Annotated in this window: 22 protein-coding genes and 3 pseudogenes; 12 read left to right on the top strand and 13 right to left on the bottom strand. The window is 42.7% G+C overall.

Annotated elements, in window-relative coordinates; translation table 11 throughout:
- Window positions 1-213 precede the first annotated feature (213 nt).
- A pseudogene (locus C1752_RS26475) lies at window positions 214-513 on the bottom strand (ISKra4 family transposase); the annotation flags it as partial.
- A gap of 5 nt (window positions 514-518) precedes the next feature.
- On the opposite strand from C1752_RS26475, the pseudogene C1752_RS26480 reads away from it, so the two are divergent.
- Window positions 519-1,025, top strand: a pseudogene (locus C1752_RS26480) (recombinase family protein); the annotation flags it as partial.
- A 66-nt stretch (window positions 1,026-1,091) separates the two neighbouring features.
- Here the strand turns inward: C1752_RS26480 and C1752_RS26485 are convergent.
- The 8 genes and pseudogenes from C1752_RS26485 to mobF form a co-directional block, all read right to left on the bottom strand.
- Window positions 1,092-2,681 carry a S8 family serine peptidase gene (locus tag C1752_RS26485; protein WP_199464536.1) on the bottom strand — a complete coding sequence of 530 codons (1,590 nt, stop codon included), beginning with the start codon at window positions 2,679-2,681 and terminating at the stop codon, window positions 1,092-1,094.
- Window positions 2,682-2,714: 33 nt separating this feature from the next.
- Complete coding sequence (locus C1752_RS26490) at window positions 2,715-3,173, bottom strand: hypothetical protein (RefSeq protein ID WP_110989049.1); 459 nt, start codon at window positions 3,171-3,173, stop codon at window positions 2,715-2,717.
- Between the two features lie 913 nt (window positions 3,174-4,086).
- Window positions 4,087-4,605: a hypothetical protein gene (locus C1752_RS26500; RefSeq protein ID WP_110989051.1), complete on the bottom strand. Its 519-nt coding sequence runs from the start codon at window positions 4,603-4,605 to the stop codon at window positions 4,087-4,089.
- 38 nt (window positions 4,606-4,643) lie between these two features.
- Window positions 4,644-5,645 (bottom strand): hypothetical protein, encoded by a 1,002-nt coding sequence (locus C1752_RS26505; protein WP_110989052.1) that lies wholly within the window; start codon window positions 5,643-5,645, stop codon window positions 4,644-4,646.
- 165 nt (window positions 5,646-5,810) lie between these two features.
- On the bottom strand, window positions 5,811-6,032 hold the full coding sequence (locus C1752_RS26510; protein ID WP_315865278.1) for a Tn3 family transposase: 222 nt from the start codon (window positions 6,030-6,032) through the stop codon (window positions 5,811-5,813).
- A gap of 63 nt (window positions 6,033-6,095) precedes the next feature.
- Entirely contained in the window at window positions 6,096-7,658 is a 1,563-nt protein-coding gene (locus tag C1752_RS26515) for a M6 family metalloprotease domain-containing protein (protein ID WP_110989053.1), read from the bottom strand.
- Between the two features lie 57 nt (window positions 7,659-7,715).
- Window positions 7,716-7,874 (bottom strand): annotated as a pseudogene (locus C1752_RS29575) (IS6 family transposase); the annotation flags it as partial.
- A 755-nt stretch (window positions 7,875-8,629) separates the two neighbouring features.
- Entirely contained in the window at window positions 8,630-11,983 is a 3,354-nt protein-coding gene (gene mobF, locus C1752_RS26520; protein ID WP_110989054.1) for a MobF family relaxase, read from the bottom strand.
- A 222-nt stretch (window positions 11,984-12,205) separates the two neighbouring features.
- On the opposite strand from mobF, the gene C1752_RS26525 reads away from it, so the two are divergent.
- The 6 genes from C1752_RS26525 to C1752_RS26550 all read left to right on the top strand — a co-directional run bounded on the left by C1752_RS26525 (window position 12,206) and on the right by C1752_RS26550 (window position 15,700).
- Complete coding sequence (locus C1752_RS26525; RefSeq protein WP_146242458.1) at window positions 12,206-12,574, top strand: hypothetical protein; 369 nt, start codon at window positions 12,206-12,208, stop codon at window positions 12,572-12,574.
- 58 nt (window positions 12,575-12,632) lie between these two features.
- Entirely contained in the window at window positions 12,633-13,412 is a 780-nt protein-coding gene (locus C1752_RS26530; protein WP_110989056.1) for a P-loop NTPase family protein, read from the top strand.
- The gene (locus C1752_RS26535) at window positions 13,348-13,983 is read left to right on the top strand and encodes a hypothetical protein (RefSeq protein ID WP_110989057.1); all 636 of its coding nucleotides are present in this window, start codon (window positions 13,348-13,350) and stop codon (window positions 13,981-13,983) included. The genes C1752_RS26530 and C1752_RS26535 overlap by 65 nt, the downstream gene beginning before the upstream one ends.
- A gap of 51 nt (window positions 13,984-14,034) precedes the next feature.
- Window positions 14,035-14,877, top strand: coding sequence for a DUF1186 domain-containing protein (locus C1752_RS26540; RefSeq protein WP_110989058.1), 843 nt, complete (start codon window positions 14,035-14,037; stop codon window positions 14,875-14,877).
- Between the two features lie 137 nt (window positions 14,878-15,014).
- Window positions 15,015-15,284, top strand: coding sequence for a hypothetical protein (locus C1752_RS26545; protein WP_158535240.1), 270 nt, complete (start codon window positions 15,015-15,017; stop codon window positions 15,282-15,284).
- Window positions 15,284-15,700 carry a type II toxin-antitoxin system VapC family toxin gene (locus C1752_RS26550; RefSeq protein ID WP_110989060.1) on the top strand — a complete coding sequence of 139 codons (417 nt, stop codon included), beginning with the start codon at window positions 15,284-15,286 and terminating at the stop codon, window positions 15,698-15,700. Before C1752_RS26545 ends, C1752_RS26550 begins: the two co-directional genes overlap by 1 nt.
- A 14-nt stretch (window positions 15,701-15,714) precedes the next feature.
- On the opposite strand, the gene C1752_RS26555 is transcribed toward C1752_RS26550, so the two are convergent.
- Window positions 15,715-16,728, bottom strand: a complete 1,014-nt coding sequence (locus C1752_RS26555) for a hypothetical protein (RefSeq protein WP_110989061.1) — start codon at window positions 16,726-16,728, stop codon at window positions 15,715-15,717.
- A 621-nt stretch (window positions 16,729-17,349) separates the two neighbouring features.
- Between C1752_RS26555 and C1752_RS26560 the strand changes: the two genes are divergently transcribed.
- Both C1752_RS26560 and C1752_RS26565 read left to right on the top strand, forming a co-directional pair.
- Complete coding sequence (locus C1752_RS26560) at window positions 17,350-17,991, top strand: nucleotide-binding protein (RefSeq protein ID WP_110989062.1); 642 nt, start codon at window positions 17,350-17,352, stop codon at window positions 17,989-17,991.
- Window positions 17,992-18,255, top strand: a complete 264-nt coding sequence (locus tag C1752_RS26565) for a hypothetical protein (RefSeq protein ID WP_110989063.1) — start codon at window positions 17,992-17,994, stop codon at window positions 18,253-18,255.
- A gap of 75 nt (window positions 18,256-18,330) precedes the next feature.
- On the opposite strand, the gene C1752_RS26570 is transcribed toward C1752_RS26565, so the two are convergent.
- The 3 genes from C1752_RS26570 to C1752_RS26580 are packed head-to-tail and all read right to left on the bottom strand — an operon-like array spanning window position 18,331 to window position 19,450.
- Window positions 18,331-18,705 (bottom strand): hypothetical protein, encoded by a 375-nt coding sequence (locus C1752_RS26570; protein WP_110989064.1) that lies wholly within the window; start codon window positions 18,703-18,705, stop codon window positions 18,331-18,333.
- 26 nt (window positions 18,706-18,731) lie between these two features.
- Window positions 18,732-19,205: a type II toxin-antitoxin system VapC family toxin gene (locus C1752_RS26575; protein WP_199464538.1), complete on the bottom strand. Its 474-nt coding sequence runs from the start codon at window positions 19,203-19,205 to the stop codon at window positions 18,732-18,734.
- Window positions 19,205-19,450, bottom strand: coding sequence for a hypothetical protein (locus C1752_RS26580; protein WP_110989066.1), 246 nt, complete (start codon window positions 19,448-19,450; stop codon window positions 19,205-19,207). The genes C1752_RS26575 and C1752_RS26580 overlap by 1 nt, the downstream gene beginning before the upstream one ends.
- A 257-nt stretch (window positions 19,451-19,707) precedes the next feature.
- On the opposite strand from C1752_RS26580, the gene C1752_RS26585 reads away from it, so the two are divergent.
- The 3 genes from C1752_RS26585 to C1752_RS26595 all read left to right on the top strand — a co-directional run bounded on the left by C1752_RS26585 (window position 19,708) and on the right by C1752_RS26595 (window position 24,255).
- The gene (locus C1752_RS26585) at window positions 19,708-20,274 is read left to right on the top strand and encodes a tyrosine-type recombinase/integrase (RefSeq protein WP_110989067.1); all 567 of its coding nucleotides are present in this window, start codon (window positions 19,708-19,710) and stop codon (window positions 20,272-20,274) included.
- Window positions 20,275-20,873: 599 nt separating this feature from the next.
- The gene (locus C1752_RS26590; protein ID WP_110989068.1) at window positions 20,874-22,718 is read left to right on the top strand and encodes a pentapeptide repeat-containing protein; all 1,845 of its coding nucleotides are present in this window, start codon (window positions 20,874-20,876) and stop codon (window positions 22,716-22,718) included.
- A gap of 535 nt (window positions 22,719-23,253) precedes the next feature.
- Window positions 23,254-24,255: a hypothetical protein gene (locus tag C1752_RS26595; protein ID WP_110989069.1), complete on the top strand. Its 1,002-nt coding sequence runs from the start codon at window positions 23,254-23,256 to the stop codon at window positions 24,253-24,255.
- Window positions 24,256-24,555 lie beyond the last annotated feature (300 nt).

Consider the following 24,555-nt stretch of genomic DNA (forward strand, 5'->3'; position numbering starts at 1 on the left):
CCTATACCTAGAAAGGAATGTGTCAATTTCGCTGCCTCGAAAAATGCGAAAATTAGCGCCTGAAACCTATACCCTCAAAAAGTTACAGCCTTAGCGTTGTTTTCTGTTCCGATGTACCCTAAACACCTATTTCATCAGCACTATCGATCACATTTGATTTTGATGAGTAGTGTACAACGCCAAGTTAGTAGAGAGTGATCAAAACCAGGGGAATCAAGCAGCCATAGGCATTTCCTCCACTGGTCCTGCTCGTGGGTACCATTCTTCAATCGTCTCCTTCCACTCAGCATTGAGAACCTTTGTTCTCACTTGAAGCAACAAATGAGCACCCTTGGGTGTCCAGCGCATCTGTTGCTTTTTCTCCATCCGCTTAGCAATGATCTGATTGACAGCAGACTCCACAAACCCGGTTGAAATCCTTTCACCACAACGATATCGCTCTCCATAGTTTTGGATAAACCCCTGGTTGTTGTGGATGTACACCCTGAATTCTCGGATCGCCTTGACCATCTTGCTCGCAGCTCGATAAGCTCAGGGGCTGTGACAAGATTTTTCAGGAGAAGCGCAGTGGTGTTTCAAACCAACGGCCTCGGCTTAAGGCTTGTCTGGAGTATGTCAGGGATGGAGACACGCTGGTAGTGACTCGGTTAGATCGGCTGGCCCGCTCTACGCTCCACTTGTGCCAGTTGGCAGAGCAATTGAATAGCAAGCAGGTCCATCTACAAGTGCTTGACCAGAGTATTGATACTGCTGATGCAACTGGTCGGTTGCTCTTTAATGTGCTGGGAGCGATCGCACAATTTGAAACTGAAATCAGAGCAGAACGCCAGATGGATGGAATCAAAAATGCGAAAGTTCGTGGGGTCAGTTTTGGGCGTAAGAATAAGTTGAATCAACAGCAGTGTTCCGAGCTACGGCAAAGGCGAGAGCAGGGGGAGCTGATCCGGGTGCTCATGAAGGATTACGGTCTTGCTAAGGCCAGTGTCTATCGATACCTCAATGATGCCGAAGAGGGATGTGACTGAAGGATCTCAAGTGCAAGGGATCCAGCTTCCCCCGGTTTTGATCACTCTCCAATTCCGCCTAGCTACTTACTCAAAATCAGCCCGTCTTTGAGCTTCCTTGACGGCTTCACCCGCATTCACTCTTCCAAAACCAAAGCGAGGACTAAATCCGTTGCCATCGTAACTAGATGAAGGGCCAATCTTTTTAGCGGTTTTCTGTAAAATCTCTCGTATCTCATCAGCACTTAATTCGGGATTTACAGATAACATTAGTGCTGCAATGCCAGCTGCGAGAGGGGTTGCCGATGAAGTACCACCAAAATCATTAGTATATAAGCCATCGGAACCACCTGCAGTACTTGAGCCAAGATTGAAACCACGATTATTCAAAGAAATATCGGTGGTAAAAATTCCTTTAATTCCACCACTTGAAGGAGCCACAAAATCAATTTCTTCCCCAATATTTGAGTAATTTGCAAGAGTTGCATTATCAGTTGATGCCCCCACCGCGATGGCCTCGCTGTGAGCTGCAGGAAAACTGACTGGACTAGCAAAGCCATTCCCCACAGCACAAAAAATAGCGGCTCCTTTTTCATTTCGCCCTAACTGCTTAGCATCTTCTATAGCCAACTCAATATCTGGACTTTGAGGACCACTCCAAGAACAAGACAAAATATCTGCATTTGCAGCTGCATAACGAATTGCATTGGCAACATGTTCATCAGGTGCAAGATCATCAGCATGAAATATTTTAATCGGAAGAATACGACAGCCGGGGGCAATTCCGACAGCACCTCCACTTTCACCATCAGAAGCAATGACTCCAGCACAGGGCGTGCCATGAATATCATTACCCGCTAATACATCGAACGGAAACTGGAAAATCTTAGGACTAGGATTGGAATGATCAGGATGATCCTCAGGAATAAAAAAATCACGACCATTAGGAGTAATACGAGAGACTAGATTAGAGTGCTCGATCTCTACACCATCATCAAGCACAGCAACCACAATAGAAGAATTTCCTGTTGTAATCTCCCAGGCACTCAGGGCATCAACGTCTTCACCGGCAGTTTGGCTATCCTTACCTAAATTACGAAGATGCCATTCCTCCGTACGAATACTGGGGGGAGCGTCCCGAACAAATTGCGACACAAAGTTTGGGGTGGCAAAAACAACATCATCAGTCTCAGACCAATCATTGGCAACATCCACTAGGCCTTCATTTCGATACTGATTGTTGGGGTCATATACAATCACCTGTTCAGGCACGAATGGGTTAACTTTTCTGACTTGAAAGCCATATCGTGCCAACAAGTTAGTACGAGTTTGCCCAGATGTTCTGGCATTAAATCGAACGACAATCTCGTGATAAGCCGTGCGAATTAAACCTGACTCAACCTCACGAACAACAAGAGGAGCCTCGACTGAAGCTGGGGAACTTGAGCGCACAACACCTTGTTGAAGCCCTATAAGAAAAAAAGATCGACAGGCACGTGTGATTAGCTCTGAAACATCAGTTTGACCAATAGATGTTCGTCCAGTTGCGATAATAGATGGCGGCAAACCTAGTCGTTGATCTTCAACACTAGTAGAGACAATCTCTAACTCAACCCGCTGTTTATTTTTATTGAAAATATGCATTTTATAAGACCTTTTCAAATTATTTTTGTTCACAGGACAGAAAAAAACTCAAGAGTAAATTTTCTCTCAAATTCTCTGATAACGAGCATAGGCATTTGCCCACGCTGCTTCAACGCCCTTTATCTTTGATATAGACTGAATTAAATCTGGGAGAAAAATTTCTGAGAGCTTGAGAGGTCTAAAAATAAGTTGTTGTGGAATATATTGGTTCACCTTTTCAAGAATTAAATTAAATTGACAAGAAAATTTTTCAATCTCAGTTTCAGTAGACACATTTGTGAACCGTACTGAAATGGCACCTGTTGGAATCAGATTATGTCCGGCTTCATCTATCATGATCGGCTCAACAGCCTCTTGATCTGTTAGATATTGTTGAAGGAATTCCCAACCTTGACGAGATGTAGAAGTATTCTTGATTTTTACGAGAAAAATACTTTGATTACCTACTTCAAGCGTCAGTTTTTCAACGTCAGATAGTCGAGCTAACTGATCCAGTAGATCATGATCATCTTCAGAATCAGTCATGACTCTAAAGGTATCTATACTAGGATGAAATTTCGTTGGCATATCAATTCACACATATGTCGCAACATAACCATCCATATCTTACGAATTACCTGTTAGTATGACCAGAGCCATTCTAAAGACTTAATATAATTCTCGTTCTAACGAATTCTGGGGTCACCTGAAATCTCCTATCTACGTCCATTTATCGACATAGTTAGCGACTAGAAGGTATGGGTTAAGGAGTGGTAGCAAGGGGAAGAATTTCCCTATCAACCCTATAGAGATCCCACGCCCGATTGAGCATGACTGTCTTCGTTTCAGCGAGTGCATCAGCTGTGGCTTCCGACCAATACATTCCTTTATTCTTCTGTCGTTTAGCGACAATCAGATCGCAGGCTTTCTCTGTATGAGCACTGCCCATATATTGTCGGTTTAAACGTCGCTCATTGTAATTGACGATATAGGAGTTTCGAGCCTTGAGATAGTCAATCAATTCTTGGAGCCTTTGCTCATTCTTGGTGTGCGGACGGCAAGCTTCTAACGCTTTAAGCGCAGACCCTACCCGTCCTATCCATATCGAAGAATGGAGCTTACTGTTGAGTGCCTTCTTTTCTGCACGAGTCGAACAAATCATCCCCGTAAAATCAGCACATTTTCGATGAAGATGATACCAGTCAAGAAGTAGCTCCTTCTGGGTAAACTCGCTCAGCTCCCTATCGAAATAATTGCGAAGCCACTTGGCCCCATCTCACAGCAGTGTCACCCAACCATTGAATCCAGCACAGAAGAATAACAACAATGACAACTGTCTGAGCACCAGTGAGCCGGTCCCACTCAAATACCGATATCCTGTGGCAGTGGCAATACAAGCTACCCGAATGGTCAACCATTTACTCGCCTGTAGCCGACGAACCAAAATGTCATCCTCATTTTAAAGACAGGCTTGTAATAGCTGATTTATTTCATCATTACTCAAACCATCTTGGTCAATTTTAGATAAAGCTTCAATTCTTTCTATAAGAACTCTTATATTGGCAAAAGAAACTCCACCTGATGTCCCCAAAGTCGCGAGAGCAGCTCCAATATCAATAAAGGCAGCAACAAATCTTAAGGCCGATCGAATTTTATTTAATTTATCAATGGCAATCTTAACTTTAGAAGTGACGCAACCAATTGTAGCTACCGCTTCAATAACATCAGTAGATGTTATGATACCTAAGGCTGCTTTAGTGTCAAGTTCTATTGCTTTTGTAAAACATTGATTAATTCTAGCGCTCGTTAAATCTATATCATCACGTTTTCTTTCAATGGAATCTTGCGGATCACCATTATTTATCGAGTCTCCGAGTTCATTCTGCAATATCAGTACACGAGATGTTAACTGATTTCCCATTTCGCGAAAATCAGCGGCTGTTTTTTGTAAGTTTTCTGAACTTAAATCTTGAGACATAGCACACTCCGTTAAATAATGAAGATAAAAAACTGAATTTAATCTGTAAAGACTTTGTCCGCTCTATCATTGAGAATTGCGACTTCTCTCGAATAGCTTTCAATAACTAAAACTAGATCTTCTGGGTATATAGTGCTCGATTTGGCAAATAAGCTTTCAAGGCCAGGAGTATTTTCGCATGTCAAATTCTCAGCGTTCTCAGTTTTGGTTTTTAGAAACAGGTTCTTTAAGCTTGCGTGATCACATGCAATTCCTTTCAGTAATGTCAAATAACTAGCAGCAAGATCTTGTTTTAGACGAATAGTTTCTTGATTCTCTGACCAATTTGACTTTAATACCTCAGTTACGTACTGCCGAACGGCAATCCCTTGACCTTCTCTTTGGTTAAAAATAGGGTTGATTAACAGTTTATAATAGGAGTCAAGGCTATTTCGCTCAGTCTCTAGAAGACCATTAACATAGTGATTCTTAATGGAGGTATCTAGTGCTACTACAAGCTTCGTCAAAGATGGATCTGCTGTAATAACTGCTTCTTTTAACTCCCTGCGGCGATAGTTGTTGGTAAATGCTGTGAATAGTATGCGTGCTAGTGCTGTCCCAGCACTAACTGCCTCTTGGCGTTGACCCGAATCTAGGCCAGGTAGTCGCTGAATCGATTCTCCAACGGCATTAATTTCGGTATCATAATTAGTCAGATCATTTGCTGCAAGAGCACCCAAGGAACCTAAATATTCACGAATGATATTGTGTGTTTGGGTATACGCTTTTTTCAAGGCAATCGAACCGGTCTCGGGATTATTGCAAACAGCTTCCCTTACACCTCTATCTGTATCAATAGTTTCACGATTTAGAATAATATAGTCTAGTTGTCGAATGCAAGTTTTATATACGTCATCAGAAATTTTAGGAAAAAGCTCGGCAGACTGTGTTTGAAATTCTGCATATTTTTGTACTGCTTTAATTTCTAGAGGGGTTCCACACCCACTAAATAAAAAAACCGCAGGAGCAAGAAAGGGAATAAATTTTTTCTTTGATAGCATAACAACTTTCTCAATAGTTTTCGATAATGGATAAAATGATATTTACATAATAGAGTAGTATTTTCTTGATAAATACAACTTTATTAATTAATCCATTCTTCTTAAGAGATTTTTTTGCATAACTTCCCGAAAAGGTATACTCCAGATTGAAATGAGTGAGTTTTATCAGAGTGGGAGCTGCATCAACTGCTGAAGAATTGCTTTCATATCAATGAGCTCAGGTTTTCTACTAAACTCATAGCGGCCATAGAAGTTGATATGCTGCCATGCCACTAGCGACACGAGTCTAAGCATCGCAATCCTGGCGGCATTCCCCTGGCTTTCACTGCAGAGAAATAGGTCAGATAAGATGGGCATGTTGTAGTAGATGATGCAATTGATCAGCAGGCAATATCATCTGAAATTTCATTTGAAACACCTAATTACTCGACCTCAATATCATCAATAGAATCACGAAATACGCGCTTTAAATCCCATTTTTACTGAAGAATTTGTGATATCGTAAATTTCTAAATTTGATAACGTACCATCCCACCATCGACTGTCAGGTGTAGTATTGTCATTAAATTGATCATTATTCCCGGCATAGAAAAGATCTGTAGCATCACCTTCCCAATTCCCCTGCTTTTTTTCTAAATCATATCTGCCATCTGCTTGAACAAGTGAGCATTCAAAATGATACTTAGCTGTCATTTGTTCATGATTGTTGCTGCCGTCTATATCAACATGCCAAATAGCTATTCCTGCAGAAGGAATATTTTTATCACGTCCACTCTGCTGCCGATTTTCAATTATAAAATATTCACGTTCATTTTTTCTGTGTATATAGAAATTATTTGTTCCAGATTGAATTACTAAATTACTATCTTCTTCAACATTCAATATATTATTAGACCAACCAGCACGGTATTTGAGGTAGGCGCAAACTTGACTTGGATTTTTGTCATCAATATCTAAGCTATTACTCATCAAGCAAAAAGCACCAACACCAAATGAGGGTGGTTTAAATTCATCATATAGATCTGGAAAATTGCATATTAAATGTCCTGTTTCATGACAAATCGTCCCCAATAATAATTGATCACTAATGTTTACTACGATATAGTCATTAGCTATTTTTTCTGGACTCAACATATATTCCTTTGAAAAATAACCAGTATGAGGGAATAGACCATCTACTCCTAATTGGGTATCATGATCGAAATCGCCTGCATATAAGATACTAATCGCATGAACGTAATTTTCATCGTCTACAGATAAACTAGAAAAATTAAAATCATTCAATTCTAAATATTCTAAGGCTTCAATTACTAATTCTTCTGAACGAGTACCGTATGGCTGAGTTTTATCTGAATAGTATGACTTATTTTGTTTAGCTGTATAATACGGAGCAATAACATTCTTATATTTCAATTTACCATCTGAGTTTTCTAAGAAATAATCGCAAACAGAGCCATTATTTCCAAAACCCGTATAACCTCTCAAATTAAAAAAATCATCAACTTCTGATGTAGTAATAAAGCTAGGAATAGATTCGTCAGGAAAAGCAACTACAATACATAATCCTACAATATCGCCAACTACGTGGTGCTTGTCTGAATCTAACAGCGGTGCTGAATCTGACAAATTCGAGGATATCTGATCAGCATTAATTTGCTCGTATCTTTGTAGCCAACGAGGTTTTACTAAACTATCTACTGAGTTTATAAAATCATCTTGTTTCTGTTTTTCATGTATGAGTCTCAAGTTTTTTGCAAAGCTTAGATTTGTGGCTTCTCTTTCTTTGTCAAGAATAATTCCACTTGGAATAAGTTTATCAGAAGTTTCATTAAGTCTTGCATATTGATAAGTTCCAGTATATTGATCCTTTATTACTCTAAAACCATCAACCGTTTCGAATATAGTGTAATGGTGATTTCCCCAACCAATTACATCGAATGAATTACCATCTGGCTGACTAAATGCTAATTGTCGTCCAGCAAAAGGAAATGATTTAATATACGGTTTGTCCATTGCAGTGCTCCAATAGATTTATGAAAATCAAACAGTATTCTAGCTTACAAAATTAGCCTTGATATAAGTCTCATCCACTTTCCATGAATCGTTGGTAGGCTTGAGTTGTGGACGAGCCCACTCATCAAGTTCAGGGCCATAATGGAGAACCCATCGATTAATGATGCTGTGATCTACCTCCAAACCTCGCTCAAGCATCATCTCCTCCAAGTTCATGAACTTCCTGTAAAAATCAGCCTTCCCATATACACGTACAGATAGTATTCTTTCTCGGTGTTTCAGATTAATCCAAATCTGTACTTTGATCTCACCATCAGTTAAACTATCAAGATCAATATTATTGCCCCTCCAACAATCACGGTTTGTATCTCTAATTAGGAGACCATCATACTTATCTATTTTCTGACCTCAGCTCTCTCAAAACCAGCTCACTAGGAATATTTCACCTCTTATTTCTATATTCTCTAAATCAATCGTGATTGAAAATTCGATACCATCAATTTCTATTTTCATGATCGATATCTTTAAGAATCAATCTAGACGTATTTTATTTGATTGCTTAATTTTACAAAAAAGAAAACATGCAAACGAATTCATGTAACTACAAATTTAAGCGCAGAAATATTGTCAACCTTCGCTAGAAGAGCAAAACTTATCCGCACAAAAAGATTGCTACGCAACAGGTTTAATATTTAATTTTTGAAATCCTAATCCAAGATAGCTATTTTTATTTACTAGAATCCCCACCTAAAATAGGCATACCATAACAAAACCCCTCTTACACCATGAAAACAGAAAAAGTTAATAGAATCAGAATTCATATTTTCAACACTTAACAAATTAAATACTTCCCTTAAAATATTCTGAACAAATAAAATTATTAGTTTTGGCAATACTGCTTCTCTTTTTCTGTTCCGTCAGTTCCAGATATAAAGCTAGCCACAGCAGAAGCCTTGCCCCTGAAACCATTTCTATCGGCTGAAAGAGGGGCCATAATGGTCGATGGACTGTTTTACTTGATACCGATACTCGAATGATTGAGCAGCAGTAGCGATGTCTTGATAACCATCTTTCGTGACTTTCATCTGCCGCACTTCTAAGTAGCCTCCTGCTGAACGCAGGTCAAGCATCTCTAGAATTGGTTCCTCTATTTCATTTTGCCAAACTCGCAGCTCTGTCCCATCTAGTCTCAATAGATATCGCTCACCCCGATAAACATATGCACTGCCCTCTTGAGATCCCGCCTGCTTAAGTATTGTCAGAACATTTGTATGTAGCTCATAGGCCATCGTTAAATCTTGCAGTCTTGATTGCACCTGAGACTCTTGTAGCTGCCTAGCCTTCTCTCGCATCAGCTCCGTCTGTGGATCCTCATCCCACTTCTGGTAAGCATCCATTTGCCCTTGCCATCCTTGTAACTGTCTCTGTGCCTTCCTTAGAGTCCGCTCCACTTGGCTCAACTGCTGCTGAGATTCGTGCAATAGCTGCCGCTTTGCCTCTATCACCTCCGGCCTTTCTCCACTCCAATTAAATAAAGACCGCTGTGGCCCCATCTCCTCAAGTTCCTGCTGCTGCTCCCGACAGTCAAACACTAAATCAGATCGCTGAACCGATAGCTGACTCACCCTCTGCTTTAATCTCTCACCCACAGCCAGATCTGGCTGTTCAGGACGGTCTTGCGCTAACCATGCCTTCACCTCCTGCTGCAGCTTCAGTAGCTCGGTATCTCTTCTCCTCACCGGAACCTCAATCAAATCCTGAGCATTCTCCTGACCTCTGGAAAACTGGGCACTCAATCCCAACCCTGTACGGTCAGTCGTCACAATCTCTAACTCAGACTTAGCTCTAGAGAGCGCTACATAGGTCTGCTCTTTACCAGGACTCTTCCCCGGTGCCCAAATCGCCTCCTGCGCCGTCCAACCCTGCGCGGCATACACCGTCCGGCAATAGGCATAATCAACATGCACTAATTGGTCAGGGGTCAGCCTCTCTATCTTCCCCTTGGTATTGATGGAGATCGTGCCATCAGGGTTGAATGAATCAATCGTGAACAGCTGGCCATTGATCTGCCCCCACTCTCGATGGTTCCGAGTAAACCGCAGACGGTCCCCTACTCGTAGCTCAATCTCTTGAGCAGAAAACACCTCTCTATCTTTGTACTTATCAATAGGGCAATCTTTGACCTCACCAAAGCGGTCCTGCAGCTTCAGTCGGTTGGGTTGAACATCAACCACCCGATAGTAAGGTTCAGGAAACTGCTTCGTAGAACGCCGAAACCGCACCACATCTCCGACCTCATAGCTATAAGCCTGAGCGATCGCATTTTTATCTAGATTCTTCGGATGCAGCATCTCAATCACTTGAGCCTCAGTTCCCAGCGTCTGACGGTCGATATAGGCGGCTCTGATTTGATGAGTAATGTCTTGGCGGTCCTGATTGGTATCACAGATGATCAAGGTCTGTACCTGTCGCTCATGGGGTCGGGATAGGTACCGCTTAGCAACACTATGATTACGGGCCTTCAATACTGGAATCTCTTTGACGCAGCCATGACCATCCAAGATCTCTAGCGCTGCTTGAGACTGCTGCTCTGCTGCTAGATCAACTGCTTCTTTAAGCTGCGGTGTCACCTGCCTTAAGTTCTCATCAATGGTTACTGTTTTGAGCTGGGAACGTTCCTGCAAGAGTCGGAATGGGGCACCCGCCTGCACCGCACTGAGCTGCTTGGTATCGCCCACTAAGATCAAGCGACTACTGAGGTCATTGGCTTTCTCAATCAGCTTCGCCATCTGCTGAGTCGAGAGCATTCCGGCTTCATCAATCACTAGGATCTCGTCTCGCTGTAGCTGCTTATTAGGTATCAACAGATAGCGATCCACCGTACTTGATTGCATTCCTGCTTCTTGTCCTAAGACTTCAGACGTTGCTGCACTGGGTGCAAGTCCTCTCAATCTTTGTTGAGCATTTTCATCTAGTACATCTCTAAAGGCTGATAGGGTATAGGTCTTTCCAACTCCCGCATTCCCCTGCAGCAAAGTGATCTGGTCGGTGCTCGTTGCCATGTGCAGCAGTCCAGCCGCTTGACCTTCGTTTAGACCTTTCTCTTGAGCGATGGCATTGACCTGCTCTGGTGTCACTAAGGCTTCTCTAGATTCCTGTCCATTATTCGCAACCTCAAGGATCAATTGCTCTCGCTGAATCGCTCTGTTAGTCGTTAGGCGTCCATCGTCCGTAGAAATCAATTCCTCAGACTGCTCCAAAGCTTGCTCTATCTCTACTGGAGAATAGAATGCTTGAGCATGACGTAGGCAGTCCTGCAAGAGTCGCGGTCGGGAGACGGCAACTTGATGCGCTGTAGCGCTCTCAATGGCAGCTTCAATCACCGTCTGTATGCTGCCGGGATGTGAGTCTCTTGTATAAGCTCGTTCTAAGTCTTGTTGCGGTTGCGGATGAATAATATTGAGTTCAGCAGATATTCTTTTCCAGCTCTCTCGCTGCAGTTCATGATCTGCGGGTGTTAGTTTATGAACCTTGGCCGTTCGACTCTCTAAACAAGCAATCTGCTTTTGATGCTCCGTCGCTTGCTCTAGCTGAATATTCTGTTGCTCTAAGTATGCTCGGATATCCTGCCGTCTGCTGCTGAACGATTCTAGTTGCTCTGGTTCGTAGCCTCGAATCTCAAAGGTATGCTCACCCGTCCAGTCAATCTCAAAGCCTTGCTTATGTAATTGGTGAGCAAAGGAATGGTCATAGTAAGCACCGATAGTCTTCTTCTGATTGAACAGCTCTCGACTATCCAAAGTTCTCGATTTACCATCGACACACAGGGTCTGATTAAGAATCACGACATGGGTATGCAGCTGCGGCTCTTGGTTGCGATTATCATCATGCTTAAATAGGGCAAACTGACCTTGCTTCGTTTGCTCACTGATCACCTGTCCCTGCTGCTTCACCTGAGCAAAGATGCAGTGCTCCTCAATATAGTTGACGGTGGCAGTGACAGCTTGTCGGTGAGCTTCTAGAACTCGTGGGTCTTGATCTACCAAGGCTTTGAGCGAAGCAGACTTATTAGCTGAAAGCGTAATATCCCATCCGGCTCTGCTGTTCTTCTGCTGTCGTCTAAGAGCTTGGCCTTGATTGTCTTTTCCATTACAAGCTTGCTGCCATTGCTCAGCAGTGATTCTTCCTGTTAGTCCTTGATGCTCTGAGAATTTGCCTTGCCATTGAGAGTTCTCTAGTCCATCTCCTTGGCTGTAGTAATTATCCTTGGAGTGATAGGTCTCCAAGGCTTTCGCATTCATCGGTTTGCTGATGCTAGCAACCATCTTTTTTCTTTAGCGTTATTGGGTGCTGCTATTCGTCTCTAGATTTTGGATTATTATTTTTAGTAAGTTATGTGTAACTCTTTCTTATCTCGGATTTTTGCATTGTACTAGAATCTCTGGCTTGCCGCGTAGCGGGTACGTCTAAGTCACTCTTCGTTGGCTATTGGTTTCAACTAGGTTTAGCTGTAGGATGCTCTTGTAGTCTTTCTTTGGATGATGGAGATGGCTAAGGGTAGTTCGACTCAATTCATTTCGCCTGCTGAGTTAGCGGATATCAAAGCAGAACTGGAAGGTCTCTCTAAGTTAGAACCAGGAGCTAAGACGGTTAAGGATGCGATTGAAGAACTGATGCCAATTATCCGGGGCTGTCGTGCTCGGGGGCATTCCTGGAAACGCATTGCTGAATCCTTTAGTCGGGTCGATAGCATCTCTTCAGCGTCTTTGCGGAAGTATGCCTATGAGCTAGATCCATCTCTAAAGGAGCCAGTCAAGGGAATTGTCCCTAAAGCCAAAAAGACGGATAAGCCTCCGGTCTTTCGTAGAAAAGAAGTTCCTGTAAATGAGAAAGATGCAAAAACCGTGAGCTTCTAAATTAGGTCTTCAGTTCAGGGTTGAGGCTTAGTGAGTAGGGAGCACTGACAAGGTTGATATGCCAAAGAAGAAAGCTGTAGCAAAAAACGAGCAAGGATATTACGTCAATCTCTGGTCTGGACAGAAGGGCGGTACTGGTAAGTCCTGGGGGTCTCGTCTCGATTGTCAGCGACACATTGACCGCGAACAGGATTTCTTTTTGCTCGATGTCGATGAGGGTAATTCTTCTACAGCTCAGTTCTATGGTGATTATCTATTCCATCAAGCTGCAAAGCTAACTGAAGTAGTAGAACGCTCTAGTCTGGCGAATGCGCTTCTAGATGCACCACGCACAAAACCAACGGTGGTGAACTGTCGGGCGGGTAGCAATGAGGCGTTATTGACGTGGCTCAGTACGAAGCCAGTGACGAAGATGGCGCAGAAATTCGGCATTAAGATGCGCTATATCTTCGTCAGTGATTTAGATAATGATTCGTTGAAGCTATTTAGACCCACAGTAGAAGCATTTTCTCCCCATATGCCACTGATCTTTGTGGCGAATCTCGGACGCAATACGATGGGCACAGAGTTCTTTGATTCGGATGATTTCCAAAAGTTATTGAAGCAATACAAGGTGCCAATCATTAAGGTGCAGCAGTTTGACCTAGAGCTAAAGCGCAAGATGGAGGGGCACAACCCAGACAAGCGGTTATTGACCTGGGGGGAAGCACTCAATCATGAGTCATTTGGAATTCTAGGTCAGGCTGAGGTGCAGGCGTATTTAGATGACTTCTATGAACAGTTGGACGGAGCCGAACGACTCGCCGATCTGGACTTTTCTCCAGGATCATCACGCTAATCTACCAGAACCCATTAAGCAGCTAGTCTTTTTGCGGCTGCAGGAAACTGAGGTACCAGCGACAGATAAGATCTTTCCTTGGGTGGTGGTTGCGGTCATCAATCGGGTGATTGAGGAATTGTTGAGGGGCGATCTTCAGGAGCTACGGCGAGAGATAGAGCAGGTACCCCAAGAGATTGGACGGCAGTTAGTTTCTAGTGTTAGGGAAGCGTTGACGGAGCCAGTTCAGGAAATTCGGGCGGCTCGGCAGGATTTTAGGACGTTAGCGCAGGAGCTGAGAGCTTCAGCGGTTTTAGATGCCTCTTTATCTCAGTCTGGATGGCGAGGAATCGGCGCGGCAGTGGGAGCCATCTTCCGGTTAGAGAATCTAATGGTTGTGTTTGCGGGTACGGTATTCGTGAGTTTAATCATGGGGATATTACTCTCCAATTGGCTCTCGGCGAGAGATCGGCACATCATCAAGTTCAATAAAGGGGTCATCCGCGACTGTAAAGAAAACTATGCGGCAGATGCTGATAAGAATGGCTGGTACACTTGCCCCATCTTTCAGTTGCCAATGCCTAAAAAGTGATAACTGCCCTTGTATTGAGCGCAAAAGCTATGTCTATGGTAGGACTAGATTATGGCAATCAAAGACTATCAGCCTCCCGTTTCAAAACTCCTCACCTATGGCGAGTGCGACCTATCCCAACGTCAATCGTGGCCCAATTATGTTCAGGAACTCGCTCTAACGGAAGAGCACATTCCTCAATTGCTCCAAATCCTCACTGATAGCAGTCTTCAGCCAGACAACATAGAGGGCATTGAAATCTGGGCACTGGTTCACGCTTGGCGGGCATTAGGACAGTTAGAGACTCCAGCTGCCACGACACCGTTACTAGAGCTGCTGGAGGACCAATATAACGACTGGGCACATGAAGAAGTACCGACTGCTATTAGTCTCATTGGCCCCCCAGCTCTCCCTGAAGTCCAGCAATACTTAGCTGATCCCAGCCGTGACATGTTTGGGCGGATTACCGCGATCACCTGTTTAGTAAAACTCCAAGCCCGTCATCCACAGGAACGAGAACAGTGCGTCGAGATCATTACCCAGCAGCTGGCAAACGATCCGAAGAATGAACCAGCTCTCAATGGATTTCTCATTGCTGGCCTCTGTGATCTTCATGCGGTTGAGAAGGCTCCTGAGATCGAGCAAGCCTTTACTGCTCAACGAGTCGATCTCTCCATCGTGGGAGACTGGGACGAAACGCAGGTGGAGCTGGGTCTCAAAACACGTCAAGAGGTTCCCCTACAGCGCTTCTCGACCACGGAAGCACTCGGAGTACTCTCGCAGCTAAAAGAGGGTTCAATTTCTGTTCGACGGGCCGAACAGCTACTCGCCCAACGGCGACAGCCACCTAAAGGTTTTGGTCAACCCTCTCAATCACAGTCCCGCAAGCTCAAGAAAGCGAAGAAGAAGCGCTGATAAACTCTCTCTGCATAACGAAAGGGATTGAGCATAATGATAGGTCTGTGATAGGACTAGATTATCGGTAATGACTCCATCCAGAACTGATACCTTCAGGCGACCCACAACGGAGGGGATAGCAGAGGCGGAAAATGATGCAGCAAGAATTTACCACTCAAGAACACATCAACGCCGATGGTGTCTTACTTCTCAACGTACCGGAGCTGAAAGACAAAGATGTCGAAGTGGTGGTGAGACCCATCGCATCCGCTGCCCTGGAAACAGAACCACAACCGGAAAGCTTAGCAAAGGCCCTAGAAGGACTGATCGGTGTATGCAGCTTTGAACCGGACGATTTATCCGAGCACACCAGCGAAACCTATGCGGCTTTACTCGCTCGTGATTATGACCAAACGCAACAATAATGCTGCTGTGTGACACTTCTCCTCTCATTGCAATCATTAACAAACGAGATAGAAATCATCATCGCTGTGTTGATGCGCTCTCAACATTAGAAAAGCCTTTACTCACCACATTATTTTGCTTTACGGAAGCCATGTACTTACTGGGAGCGCGCGATGGCTGGCGAGGTCAAGAAACACTCTGGCAATTTCGGCAACGGGACGTACTGTTGCTCTATCCCTTAAATGATCTGCAGCTGGACCGTGCCTATGCTCTGATGGAGCAATATAGAAACGTACCGATGGATCTAGGCGATGCCTCTCTAGTCGTTGCTGCTGAAACCCTCAAGCAGAACCGTATCTTTACGCTGGATAAGGATTTCTACATCTATCGCCTGCCAGGGAACCAAGCCTTTGAGGTGATTCCAGGATTGCAATGACAATTAAGGGATCCCTAAAGTGATTGCAGCCAGCGGATAGGTTTCATATCCCGCAATATACGCAGCGGAAAAGCAAAGGCGAGTTCGGTCCACGGTTGCCAGTCTCCTTGTTCGGGGTCGGTACAGACGCACATCTGACCACCCATCGGCAGTGAGGCGGTGACGATGCCTTTCTCACGGGCGAGATCAAACCATTCGCTAAAGCCATCGGGCATTAGATCTACAGATTTATCGACTGGGTTGGGGATCCAGCGTTCTTGAATGGCGCGAACGAGCAGTCCTGCAGGACGTTTAGCTTTACCTGCTCTTTTCTGTTGGCGGACGACGGCCAGAGCATCTTGAACCACAGCTAGAGACACGGACATCACCGCTCGTTTGATGTTGAGGTTCAGCGGCATGGGGGCGATCACCTCTTCGACTTCGGCCTGCAGCTCCCTATTTATTTTTATTTCTTCGGAGGATAGCGGCACGTCCTGAGAATCAGAGTTTGTTGGGGAAGCTGTTCTTAATTCAGAATCTTGAATATTTTTCAAATCCAGATTGGGGTGTTGGGGACAGTTAGCTAGTCCTTCCTTGTTGTCCAATAAAACAGGGTGGAGTGAGGGGGGTATGTTTGTTGTTTCTTTACTCTCTATATAAAAGGCAACGGTGGAATGCGGGTTTGAGGCTTGTTTTTTGGAAATTTCTTTCCTGTTTTGGGAAGTTTTCTTCTTGATCTGGGAAGTTTTTTTCTCGCTTGGCTGATCTGGGTGGTGGGCGATTAGCTTCCAGTATTGGGCGCTGAATTTACGAATGTTCTCGACGAGGCCGCGTTCAATGAGGGCATCAAGGGCGTTGCGGATCTGGCGGGTGCAGTAGGGGCGCTTACGGCTTTGGCTGCTGAAGGTTTGAAATTCGGCTAGGTCAAATTCTTGGCTCTGTCCGGCGGGGCGGCGGCGTAAAAGCCACTGGTACAGGGAGCGGGCAGCGGGCGGAAGCTGCATCAGGATGAGGTCGTGCTCATCGGTGATCATGGCAAAGGCGGTCATTTCTATCACGTCTCCTATCGAGTGAATGGAGCGAGTTCGATAGATGGCGTTAAGCTCTCTTAAAGAATGCTTGTCATCTCTGACGTAGACACACTAAAATAGATAAACGACATTATGGGTTCCTAACTTCCTGCCGTCCAAAGCGTTCAGTTAGATCCCGCGAATACTCGCTAAAGAACTTTTTGTTTTTTGCCCTAGAGAACCTGGCTGTTCAGAGCCGGGTTTTTTGGGTTTCTGGGGGATTAGACGATACAGGTCTCCAAAAAGAGAATCAACAAGCCCGAAAGCTTGATGATCTATACTACGCCGTCAAGCTGGCTTAAGAAAACTCTTTAAAACAAATGATCACTTAGATAGGCATTCCAATGTCATTGACCTTAAGTATATGGATAGCACCGACATAGCGATTTAGCGAAATCTATCTTTAGCTAAATCGTTCCTAATAGCAACTGAAGAAACTCAGCTAACAATCTCGCTAAACAGCGACTTCGTGTTTTCGCTAAATAGCGAAAACACGAAAAGAGTGATACTGTATTTCCGTGAAACAGGTTTTCAGAGATAAAGCATATGCGTGTTTTCGTTCTAGCGCGAAAACGGTCTTTAGCGAAATAGCGAACAATTATGACTGAGTTTATCGGCCTCATCTCACAAAAAGGGGGAGTTGGTAAAAGTACGATGGCCCGTTTGATCGCGCGGGAATATGCAGCAGCGAAGTGGGATGTCAAAATCGCGGATCTGGATACCTCCCAAGGTACAAGCACGGAGTGGAAGCTCCGCCGTGAGGAAAATGGTCTTAAGCCAGAAATTGCTGTCGAGCCGTTCCGAAGCGTGAAGCAGGCACTCAAACATGCTTCGACCTATGACCTCATAGTATTTGACGGTCCACCACATTCGATGGCGGGCACTGTAGACATTGCTCAAGCTTCAAAGCTAGTTGTATTGCCCACAGGTCTCTCATTGGATGATCTTCGGCCTACAATCCGCCTAGCTCATGAGCTAGTAGAAAATAGCATCGATCAAGAAAAGATCGCCTTGGCTCTCTGCAGAGTAGGAGATCGAGAGAATGAAATAAAAGAAGCACGAGCCTACATAAAAAAAGCAGGCTATACCCTACTGCAAGGCTCTATCCCAGAGAAAACAGCCTATCGGAGGGCAAGTGATGACGGTAAGGCCGTTTCTGAAGTCACATTCCTATCCCTCAAAAAACGGGCAGAAGAAGTTGCCCAAGATGCCATCAACTTAATGTCACGCGAGGCCACCTAAATGGCAACAAAACCACCGCCACCACCGAAAAGAAGTAAAGGGAAGGGAGAACCACCAATATCCACCGTCAAAGGTGATCCACCTACTGCGACAGATACACGTTCTAACCTTGGGAAGCCCGAGCCAGGAAAAATCATCGATATGAACTTTAAAGTTCCGGCAGAATTTAAGCGTGATTTTAAAATTGCAGCAGCGACACACGGGATGACACAGAAAGACTTACTTATGGAAATCTTTCACGAGTGGTCTCAGAAAAAAGGATAGTAGAAGTTTTCACAGAAATCATTTTTAGCGAAAGAGCGTTTTAGCGAAGTTACTAAAACGCTCTTTCGCTAAAAATCATTCGATATTGCCAAAGCCTCTCACCTGCGCTCTCCGTTTGCGGATAGGTAACTTTTTGTCATCAGGTCTAGGTGCTTCAAGGGTGAAGGCTCCCATCTGCTCGTCAATGGTCAAGGCCATGACCATTTGCTGTTCTGGATCATGTGCCTCAAATTGCGCTTGTAAACTTGATAGGCCACTATCCTCGATAAAGGTAGAGACTTGAGACGCTTTGAGAAAACGAGCTTCTAGATCACAGAACTCCGACTCAGGATAAACGTTAACCTCAAGTACACCAGGTCCCTTCTCTGACGAAAGCTCAAAATAATAGGACTTTAGATCTGGTAGTTCATCAGATATCTGTTGAAGGAGTTGCTGCTCGTCACCCGACATATAAGGTCTCTCTCCAGAACAACTCCCTACATGTTGCCATCATCTTGGGCAAGCTCAAACTCATCATCCACCTGATCGGGAGAAACAGCCGTAATCTCCTCGAACCGTTTGAAGTCCTTCACATTGAAGGTCAGGATATGGGTAATGCCATGAACCAGCATCGCTGCAACCAGCCTAGTGTCGTGAACCTTTGCCCCCTTGACGTTATACCTTGTCACTAGAGAGCGCCAGTGAGAGTATATTGCGGGTGTATCACCTTTAAGGATAAATGCAGCCTCTATTTCTTCAAGCTTGATTTCTGCCTGACTAATACTCAACCCAAGCCCATTATTCTCAAGCGGTCGGGTACATACATTCCAGAACTCAGCCATAATTTGGGGAACGATCACCAGCTCTTGCTTAGCAAGATGCAGAGAACGTAACGCTGCGGCTGCTTGCTTATACTGGGGATGATCTGGTTGCTGCTTTCGTAACAGAACGTTGGTATCGACAAGAAACATCAGCCGCGTGATGAATATAGATTTTCTCGGCTGATCGCTTCGTCAGAGAGTAAAGGAGCATCAGGGATGGTCGAAGCCATGAAGACTTCAAAAGCTTTACGCCGCTGTTCTACCTCACTTTGAACAGAAGTAGTCTGCTGTTGCTCTGGTAGATCCAGAACAATCACCCGTACTCGATGACCTTGCAGCTCAGGGGCATGGGTTAAGACTTCTTCCCAGGTTCCTTCAAGTGTTTGCCCAGTCATCCCAAAATCTCCGCGTACTGCCTAAAGTCTAGCAACAACATTACAAGATTTTTTAGCATCGCCTATTCACTGCCGCCCATCAACCTAAAACCGCTTGAAGCGGAAGAGGCCCAATATTAAAAGTGCAATACTTCAATTCAGCCAATCATTCTCAACATCCTCCACCCATTCTCAATAACCAATCCTTCACTTCAAAAGATCAACGCATTCGCAAGCATTAGCCCCTAGTATGTAATGAAATTACCTTTCATTACGTTATGGATTTTGAAATTAAAAAGCCTAAGAGTAAGGCGGCTCGAAAACAAAATGGAAGTGGAAAGGCGAGGGTGCTTTCTAGCGATGAGGCTAGGGAGCTGTTTGAAGGGGGGTTTGTCAGGGACCGCGATCGCGCTTTGTTTGGAATCTGCTATTTCTGTGGGTGCCGCATTGGGGAGGCGCTGCAGTTGAAACGAGAGAATATTGATCTAAAGCTGGGGGTGATTACGTTTCCCAAGGGGATTACGAAGGGGAAAATTCAGACAAGGCAGTTGGAGGTTGGGGCGACGCTGTTGCAGTTGCTGGAATGGTATGAGGAGATGCCGTCGCAGGGGTACATTTTTCCGGCTCATGCGAAGGCAGTGAAGAATGGGTATTTATCGACCGTGCAGGCGCATCGGATTTTAAGGGCGGCTTGTGACACAGTGGGGTTGGAGGGGGTAAGTACACACTCTTTTAGGAGAAGCTATATTACGGGACTGTGGAAGCAGAAGATGAGTCCTTGGAAAATTAAGCAGTTCTCTGGGCATAAGTCGATGGCTTCGCTGATGGAATACCTAGAAGCTTAAGTCAGAGGACAGTACAGTTAATCAACGAAAATAGATTAAGGAAAGTTTGCATAACTGTGAATAGATTCTCTGATAGCTAAGAGGATATCTATAAAATTTTCATTCACAAATCAATCTAAATATATTTTTCTAGAGATAATTTACGAATCAATATTTCATGTTATATGTAATATCAGGTGGGAAAACGCAAAAAACTGGAGTAAGTTTAATCCAGTCAATCTAATATCCATAACACTGAACCTCATAGTACATTAGCAATTTACTAGACTGTATATTTAATTCGTACTATTAAATATACAGTCTAATAAATTTATTTTCTGTTGAGGGTATTTTTGCTAGAAAAATGCAGTATTGGTAATAACAGCAAATATTCATATTCTTTAGTGTTTAAAATTACTACAGAAGCATAATAACTAACCCACAGAGAAAAGATAGGAATAGAAATTTTTTTGCTTTTTGACCTGCAGTTGAAATAGTGAGCCATACTTTTCGCTGCCAGCATTAAGGATGTGTCCACATCAAATTTATAGAGCGCAAAGTATTTGATTGGTAAGTCCTCAAAAGACTATTTCAATTAAGTTTACTTAAAGGAACCTCATATGTCCGGTAAAAGAAAGACATTGAAGATAATTGAAAGAGGAAGCATCTGGGCCAGTATCTTTTTAGTCTTATCAGGTGCTATAGCTGGTGCATCAATATCTATACTCCGAAAACAACCTAATGAAAATCATAATCCTTGGTTCTACATAATTGGAGCTTTGGCAGGCTTAGCATTAGCTTTAACTGGATTTCTACTTTATAAGCATCCATGGTCAAAGTGGTCCGGGTTCTCTTCAAAAAAACTTTGGGACTGGCTAAATTTGCTAATTGTACCCATTATTTTAGCCGTTGGTGCCTTCTTTTTTGACTTTCAGTCTGGCATACGAAATAGTATCATTATTGAGAAGCAAAATCAACAAGAAGCACTTAAAAACTATTTCTCACAAATGAAAGATTTGGTGAGTACTGAAAGAATAAATAAAGGCAGAAACTCACAGAATACAGATAAAATCGCTGAATCTCTTACATTGGCTGTTTTGAATGAGCTTAGTGGCGACCAAAAAGGTCAGATACTAAAATTTCTTCACAATATAAATAAAACGAGGATTAATAAGGATAAAGATTGTATTCTTGAAAAAAGAATCAGTGTATTATCAGAAATATCTCTTGAATCAGCTAATCTTGCAAAAGCTAACTTAGAGAATATGGATCTAAGTTGTATCAATCTGAAAAAATCTAATCTTACAAAAGCAAATATTAAAGGAGCTAATTTAAAAGGGGCAAATATTGAAGGGGCTAATCTCGAAGGAGCTTCTCTAGAATTAGCAAATCTAAATGGAGTCATACTCAATAAAGAGACAAACATTGATTCTAAATGGTCTTCAGTAGTCGACATTTTTAGTCAACTCAACACAAATAAGGAATATGAAGGTTACGATCTTAGAGATGCTCATTTAGCTGGATTAGACCTTAAAAATGCCAATCTAAAAAATTCTAATTTAAGAAATACTAATCTTGAAAATGTAGATCTAAGTGGAGCAAACCTAGAGGGAGCTGATTTAAGAGGGGCCAATCTTATAAAAGCAAATATTAAAGATACGAAGATTAATATTGATACGAAGTTAGACCCAAAAGCACATTTATATTGGAGTCTTATAAATATACGAGAAATAGGTCATAACTTAAATGAGTACAACTTGAAAGAAGCTAATTTGCGCAGAGCTTATTTAGTCCAATCAACATTGAATTTTGCCAACATGGAAAAAGCCGATTTGAGAGATTCATTTCTAAGATCTTCCAACTTGGATTATTCCAATTTACGAGAAGCAGTTCTCTCTAGTGAAAACTACATAACTGACTTAATTGAGGTTTCCATGATTGAAGCAGATCTAAGTCACGCCAAGCTTGAGAATGTAATCCTCACTGGAAGCGTGCTACTGAAAGCAAACTTATACAAAGCAAATCTTAATTCAGCAGTTATAATTGGTAGTAATTTTAGGCTAGCAAACTTAGAACAAGCAAAATTGGAAAAAGCAAACTTAAGAGGAAGTAATTTATCTCAAGCAAATCTATTTAGTGCACAGATGAAATTAGCTAACTTGAGAAATACCAACTTCAAAGGAGCAATTCTCGATAGCTCTAACTTACAAAAAGCACAGCTTCAAGAGAGTGACCTGAAAAGAGCATCATTGAGAGGAGCATCATTAAAAGGGGCAGCTCTAAGAGATGCCGATATGAGAGGAGCTGATCTAAGAGCTGCTGATTTAAGTGAAGCAGATCTTAGAGGGGTTGATCTAAGAGACGCCGATCTAAGAGGGGCTAATCTAGAAAAAGTAATTATGAATGAAGTAACCCAAATTTCTGCTAATTATTATGCTAAAGATAAGTACTTAGCTATTCAATAAATTGGTCAAGATAGTTTACGAAATTGAGTAGTATGGAGTTCGCCTAATGAAAACAGTGACCGGAATCGTATTACTACCTCTAACATTGAGTTATATAGTAGGTCTTCCAGCCATAACCGCCGAGACCCCCTGCTACTACAGAGAGCAGACTTATCCCCATGGCACTCGACTCGGAGCATATATCTGCAACTGTGGTACTTGGGAACCAATACAGTAGATGGGGCTACCTTTAATTATAAATATAGACATGGTCTTGAGATGAGAAAGCTTGTATCTCACTAATATCAGATCATCTGAGTACACTAAGTTTTCGGGCTATCTCTTTGAAACTGAGCGATGCGTAAAACAGACGCTCTAAGTCAGTAAACCCAAAATCGGCCTCAAGACTATACTGAATCAGTCTTTCCAGTTCCCCCTCTTATATTAACTTTTCCGTAAAAGTTAATATAAGAGGGGGAACTGCATCTTTGAGGAAGGGTCCTACTGTGTGTTTTATAATCAGAAACTGTGATTAATTATTTGATGTCCAACAGTGATGAGTGATAAGCAAGAGTCTTCTATTTCTCCTAATACATCTACAAAAAAAGTAAATGATCTGTCTTTAATTTATCCTCGTCCTGATTTAGCTTTGCCAGATGATATAAAGAACTTTTTGTTTCAGCTTTTTTCTGACTGCAACAGGAAAATATCGTATCAATTTTGCACCTTCCCAAATGCTCATGAAGAGTCTCTAGATCTAATATTTATATCTCACTTTGCATCTATGCAGGGAGCAATTAAGTTTGGTTCACATTGGACATTAAAAATTGATGCTCACTTTATTGGAGGAGGTAGACATTACCGGACATGGGAGGTAGCAGATATTGGCTTGATGGTAATGTTCCGAAAGAATGGCAAGATAACTCGTAGCAAATTAACCTTTCTACAATCCAAAAAACTGTACGCTAGTACTCTTAAGTATAAGCCTTCTGATCCTTACCACCGCTCTGGGCTAGGAAGATTATTAGTAACGGAAGAAGAGCATAGAGATCTAGTAGAACCAAAAACTATCAATTTTTCTGAAAATTCAAAATATAAAGCAATAAAATCAAATAATGATCAGCATATTGCGATGAGTGAATTCTCTATCGAAAACAAAATAACGCTTCACTATCTATTATATAATCCTTCAATCATACCTTGGACAATTAAATCTCCAATTGAAGAATTACCTTATGAAAACAAAAACCTAGTTGGCTGTAGAGTTATTCCTAAACCAATAATGGATAACATGCTTATAGATAAAAACAATGATTATTCACCATCTTATAAAGATGTAAAAGAAAAATTTAAATTGGATCAATCAAATAGAGAGTCTAATGCAGGTTGGAGAATGGAGGATTTTATCTGCGATTTATTTATACAAGGTGAAGAAGGTTTAGTTGATGATTCTCCTAACTTTGAAACTATGCTTAGTATAATGAGTCGGAAAACAAGTCCTATTTGGTGTTTAGGGTACATCGGAACAGAAAACAACGCTAAGGCTGCAGCGCTTTGACAGCATAGGTTTCAGGCGTTATTTTTCGCCTTTTTCAGAGCACCTAAATCGATGTATCTCTTTCTATGTATAGGTTTGAGAGAAATAACTTTTTCAGTATTGAGCTTATAAACCGATGAAAGCCTTACAGGTATTGTCTTTCATCGGTTTCCGTTACAGATGAAGTCATAGTGTGTTGTTCCAGAGTAGGTCTACTACTCCAGGCCAAATACTAAAAATGCTGAATTACGAGTCACAGTCTGTTGCTTCTGATGAGAATGCTCTACTCACTGATCACTTTCTTTAGTGCGCTCATTGCGA

The organism is Acaryochloris thomasi RCC1774 (genome assembly GCF_003231495.1).
In the GTDB taxonomy this organism is placed as follows: domain Bacteria; phylum Cyanobacteriota; class Cyanobacteriia; order Thermosynechococcales; family Thermosynechococcaceae; genus RCC1774.

Excerpts from the sequence above, each read along its gene's own strand:
- C1752_RS26530 (WP_110989056.1), top strand. The coding sequence starts at position 12,633 with ATGCCAAAGAAGAAAGCTGTAGCAAAAAACGAGCAAGGATATTACGTC.
- C1752_RS26525 (WP_146242458.1), top strand. The coding sequence starts at position 12,206 with ATGGCTAAGGGTAGTTCGACTCAATTCATTTCGCCTGCTGAGTTAGCG.
- C1752_RS26585 (WP_110989067.1), top strand. The coding sequence starts at position 19,708 with ATGGATTTTGAAATTAAAAAGCCTAAGAGTAAGGCGGCTCGAAAACAA.
- C1752_RS26490 (WP_110989049.1), bottom strand. The coding sequence starts at position 3,173 with ATGACTGATTCTGAAGATGATCATGATCTACTGGATCAGTTAGCTCGA.
- C1752_RS26570 (WP_110989064.1), bottom strand. The coding sequence starts at position 18,705 with ATGTCGGGTGACGAGCAGCAACTCCTTCAACAGATATCTGATGAACTA.
- C1752_RS26535 (WP_110989057.1), top strand. The coding sequence starts at position 13,348 with ATGAACAGTTGGACGGAGCCGAACGACTCGCCGATCTGGACTTTTCTC.
- C1752_RS26565 (WP_110989063.1), top strand. The coding sequence starts at position 17,992 with ATGGCAACAAAACCACCGCCACCACCGAAAAGAAGTAAAGGGAAGGGA.
- C1752_RS26545 (WP_158535240.1), top strand. The coding sequence starts at position 15,015 with ATGCAGCAAGAATTTACCACTCAAGAACACATCAACGCCGATGGTGTC.
- C1752_RS26560 (WP_110989062.1), top strand. The coding sequence starts at position 17,350 with ATGACTGAGTTTATCGGCCTCATCTCACAAAAAGGGGGAGTTGGTAAA.
- C1752_RS26555 (WP_110989061.1), bottom strand. The coding sequence starts at position 16,728 with ATGACCGCCTTTGCCATGATCACCGATGAGCACGACCTCATCCTGATG.
- C1752_RS26595 (WP_110989069.1), top strand. The coding sequence starts at position 23,254 with ATGAGTGATAAGCAAGAGTCTTCTATTTCTCCTAATACATCTACAAAA.
- mobF (WP_110989054.1), bottom strand. The coding sequence starts at position 11,983 with ATGGTTGCTAGCATCAGCAAACCGATGAATGCGAAAGCCTTGGAGACC.
- C1752_RS26590 (WP_110989068.1), top strand. The coding sequence starts at position 20,874 with ATGTCCGGTAAAAGAAAGACATTGAAGATAATTGAAAGAGGAAGCATC.
- C1752_RS26505 (WP_110989052.1), bottom strand. The coding sequence starts at position 5,645 with ATGCTATCAAAGAAAAAATTTATTCCCTTTCTTGCTCCTGCGGTTTTT.
- C1752_RS26500 (WP_110989051.1), bottom strand. The coding sequence starts at position 4,605 with ATGTCTCAAGATTTAAGTTCAGAAAACTTACAAAAAACAGCCGCTGAT.
- C1752_RS26515 (WP_110989053.1), bottom strand. The coding sequence starts at position 7,658 with ATGGACAAACCGTATATTAAATCATTTCCTTTTGCTGGACGACAATTA.
- C1752_RS26580 (WP_110989066.1), bottom strand. The coding sequence starts at position 19,450 with ATGACTGGGCAAACACTTGAAGGAACCTGGGAAGAAGTCTTAACCCAT.
- C1752_RS26540 (WP_110989058.1), top strand. The coding sequence starts at position 14,035 with ATGGCAATCAAAGACTATCAGCCTCCCGTTTCAAAACTCCTCACCTAT.
- C1752_RS26550 (WP_110989060.1), top strand. The coding sequence starts at position 15,284 with ATGCTGCTGTGTGACACTTCTCCTCTCATTGCAATCATTAACAAACGA.
- C1752_RS26575 (WP_199464538.1), bottom strand. The coding sequence starts at position 19,205 with ATGTTTCTTGTCGATACCAACGTTCTGTTACGAAAGCAGCAACCAGAT.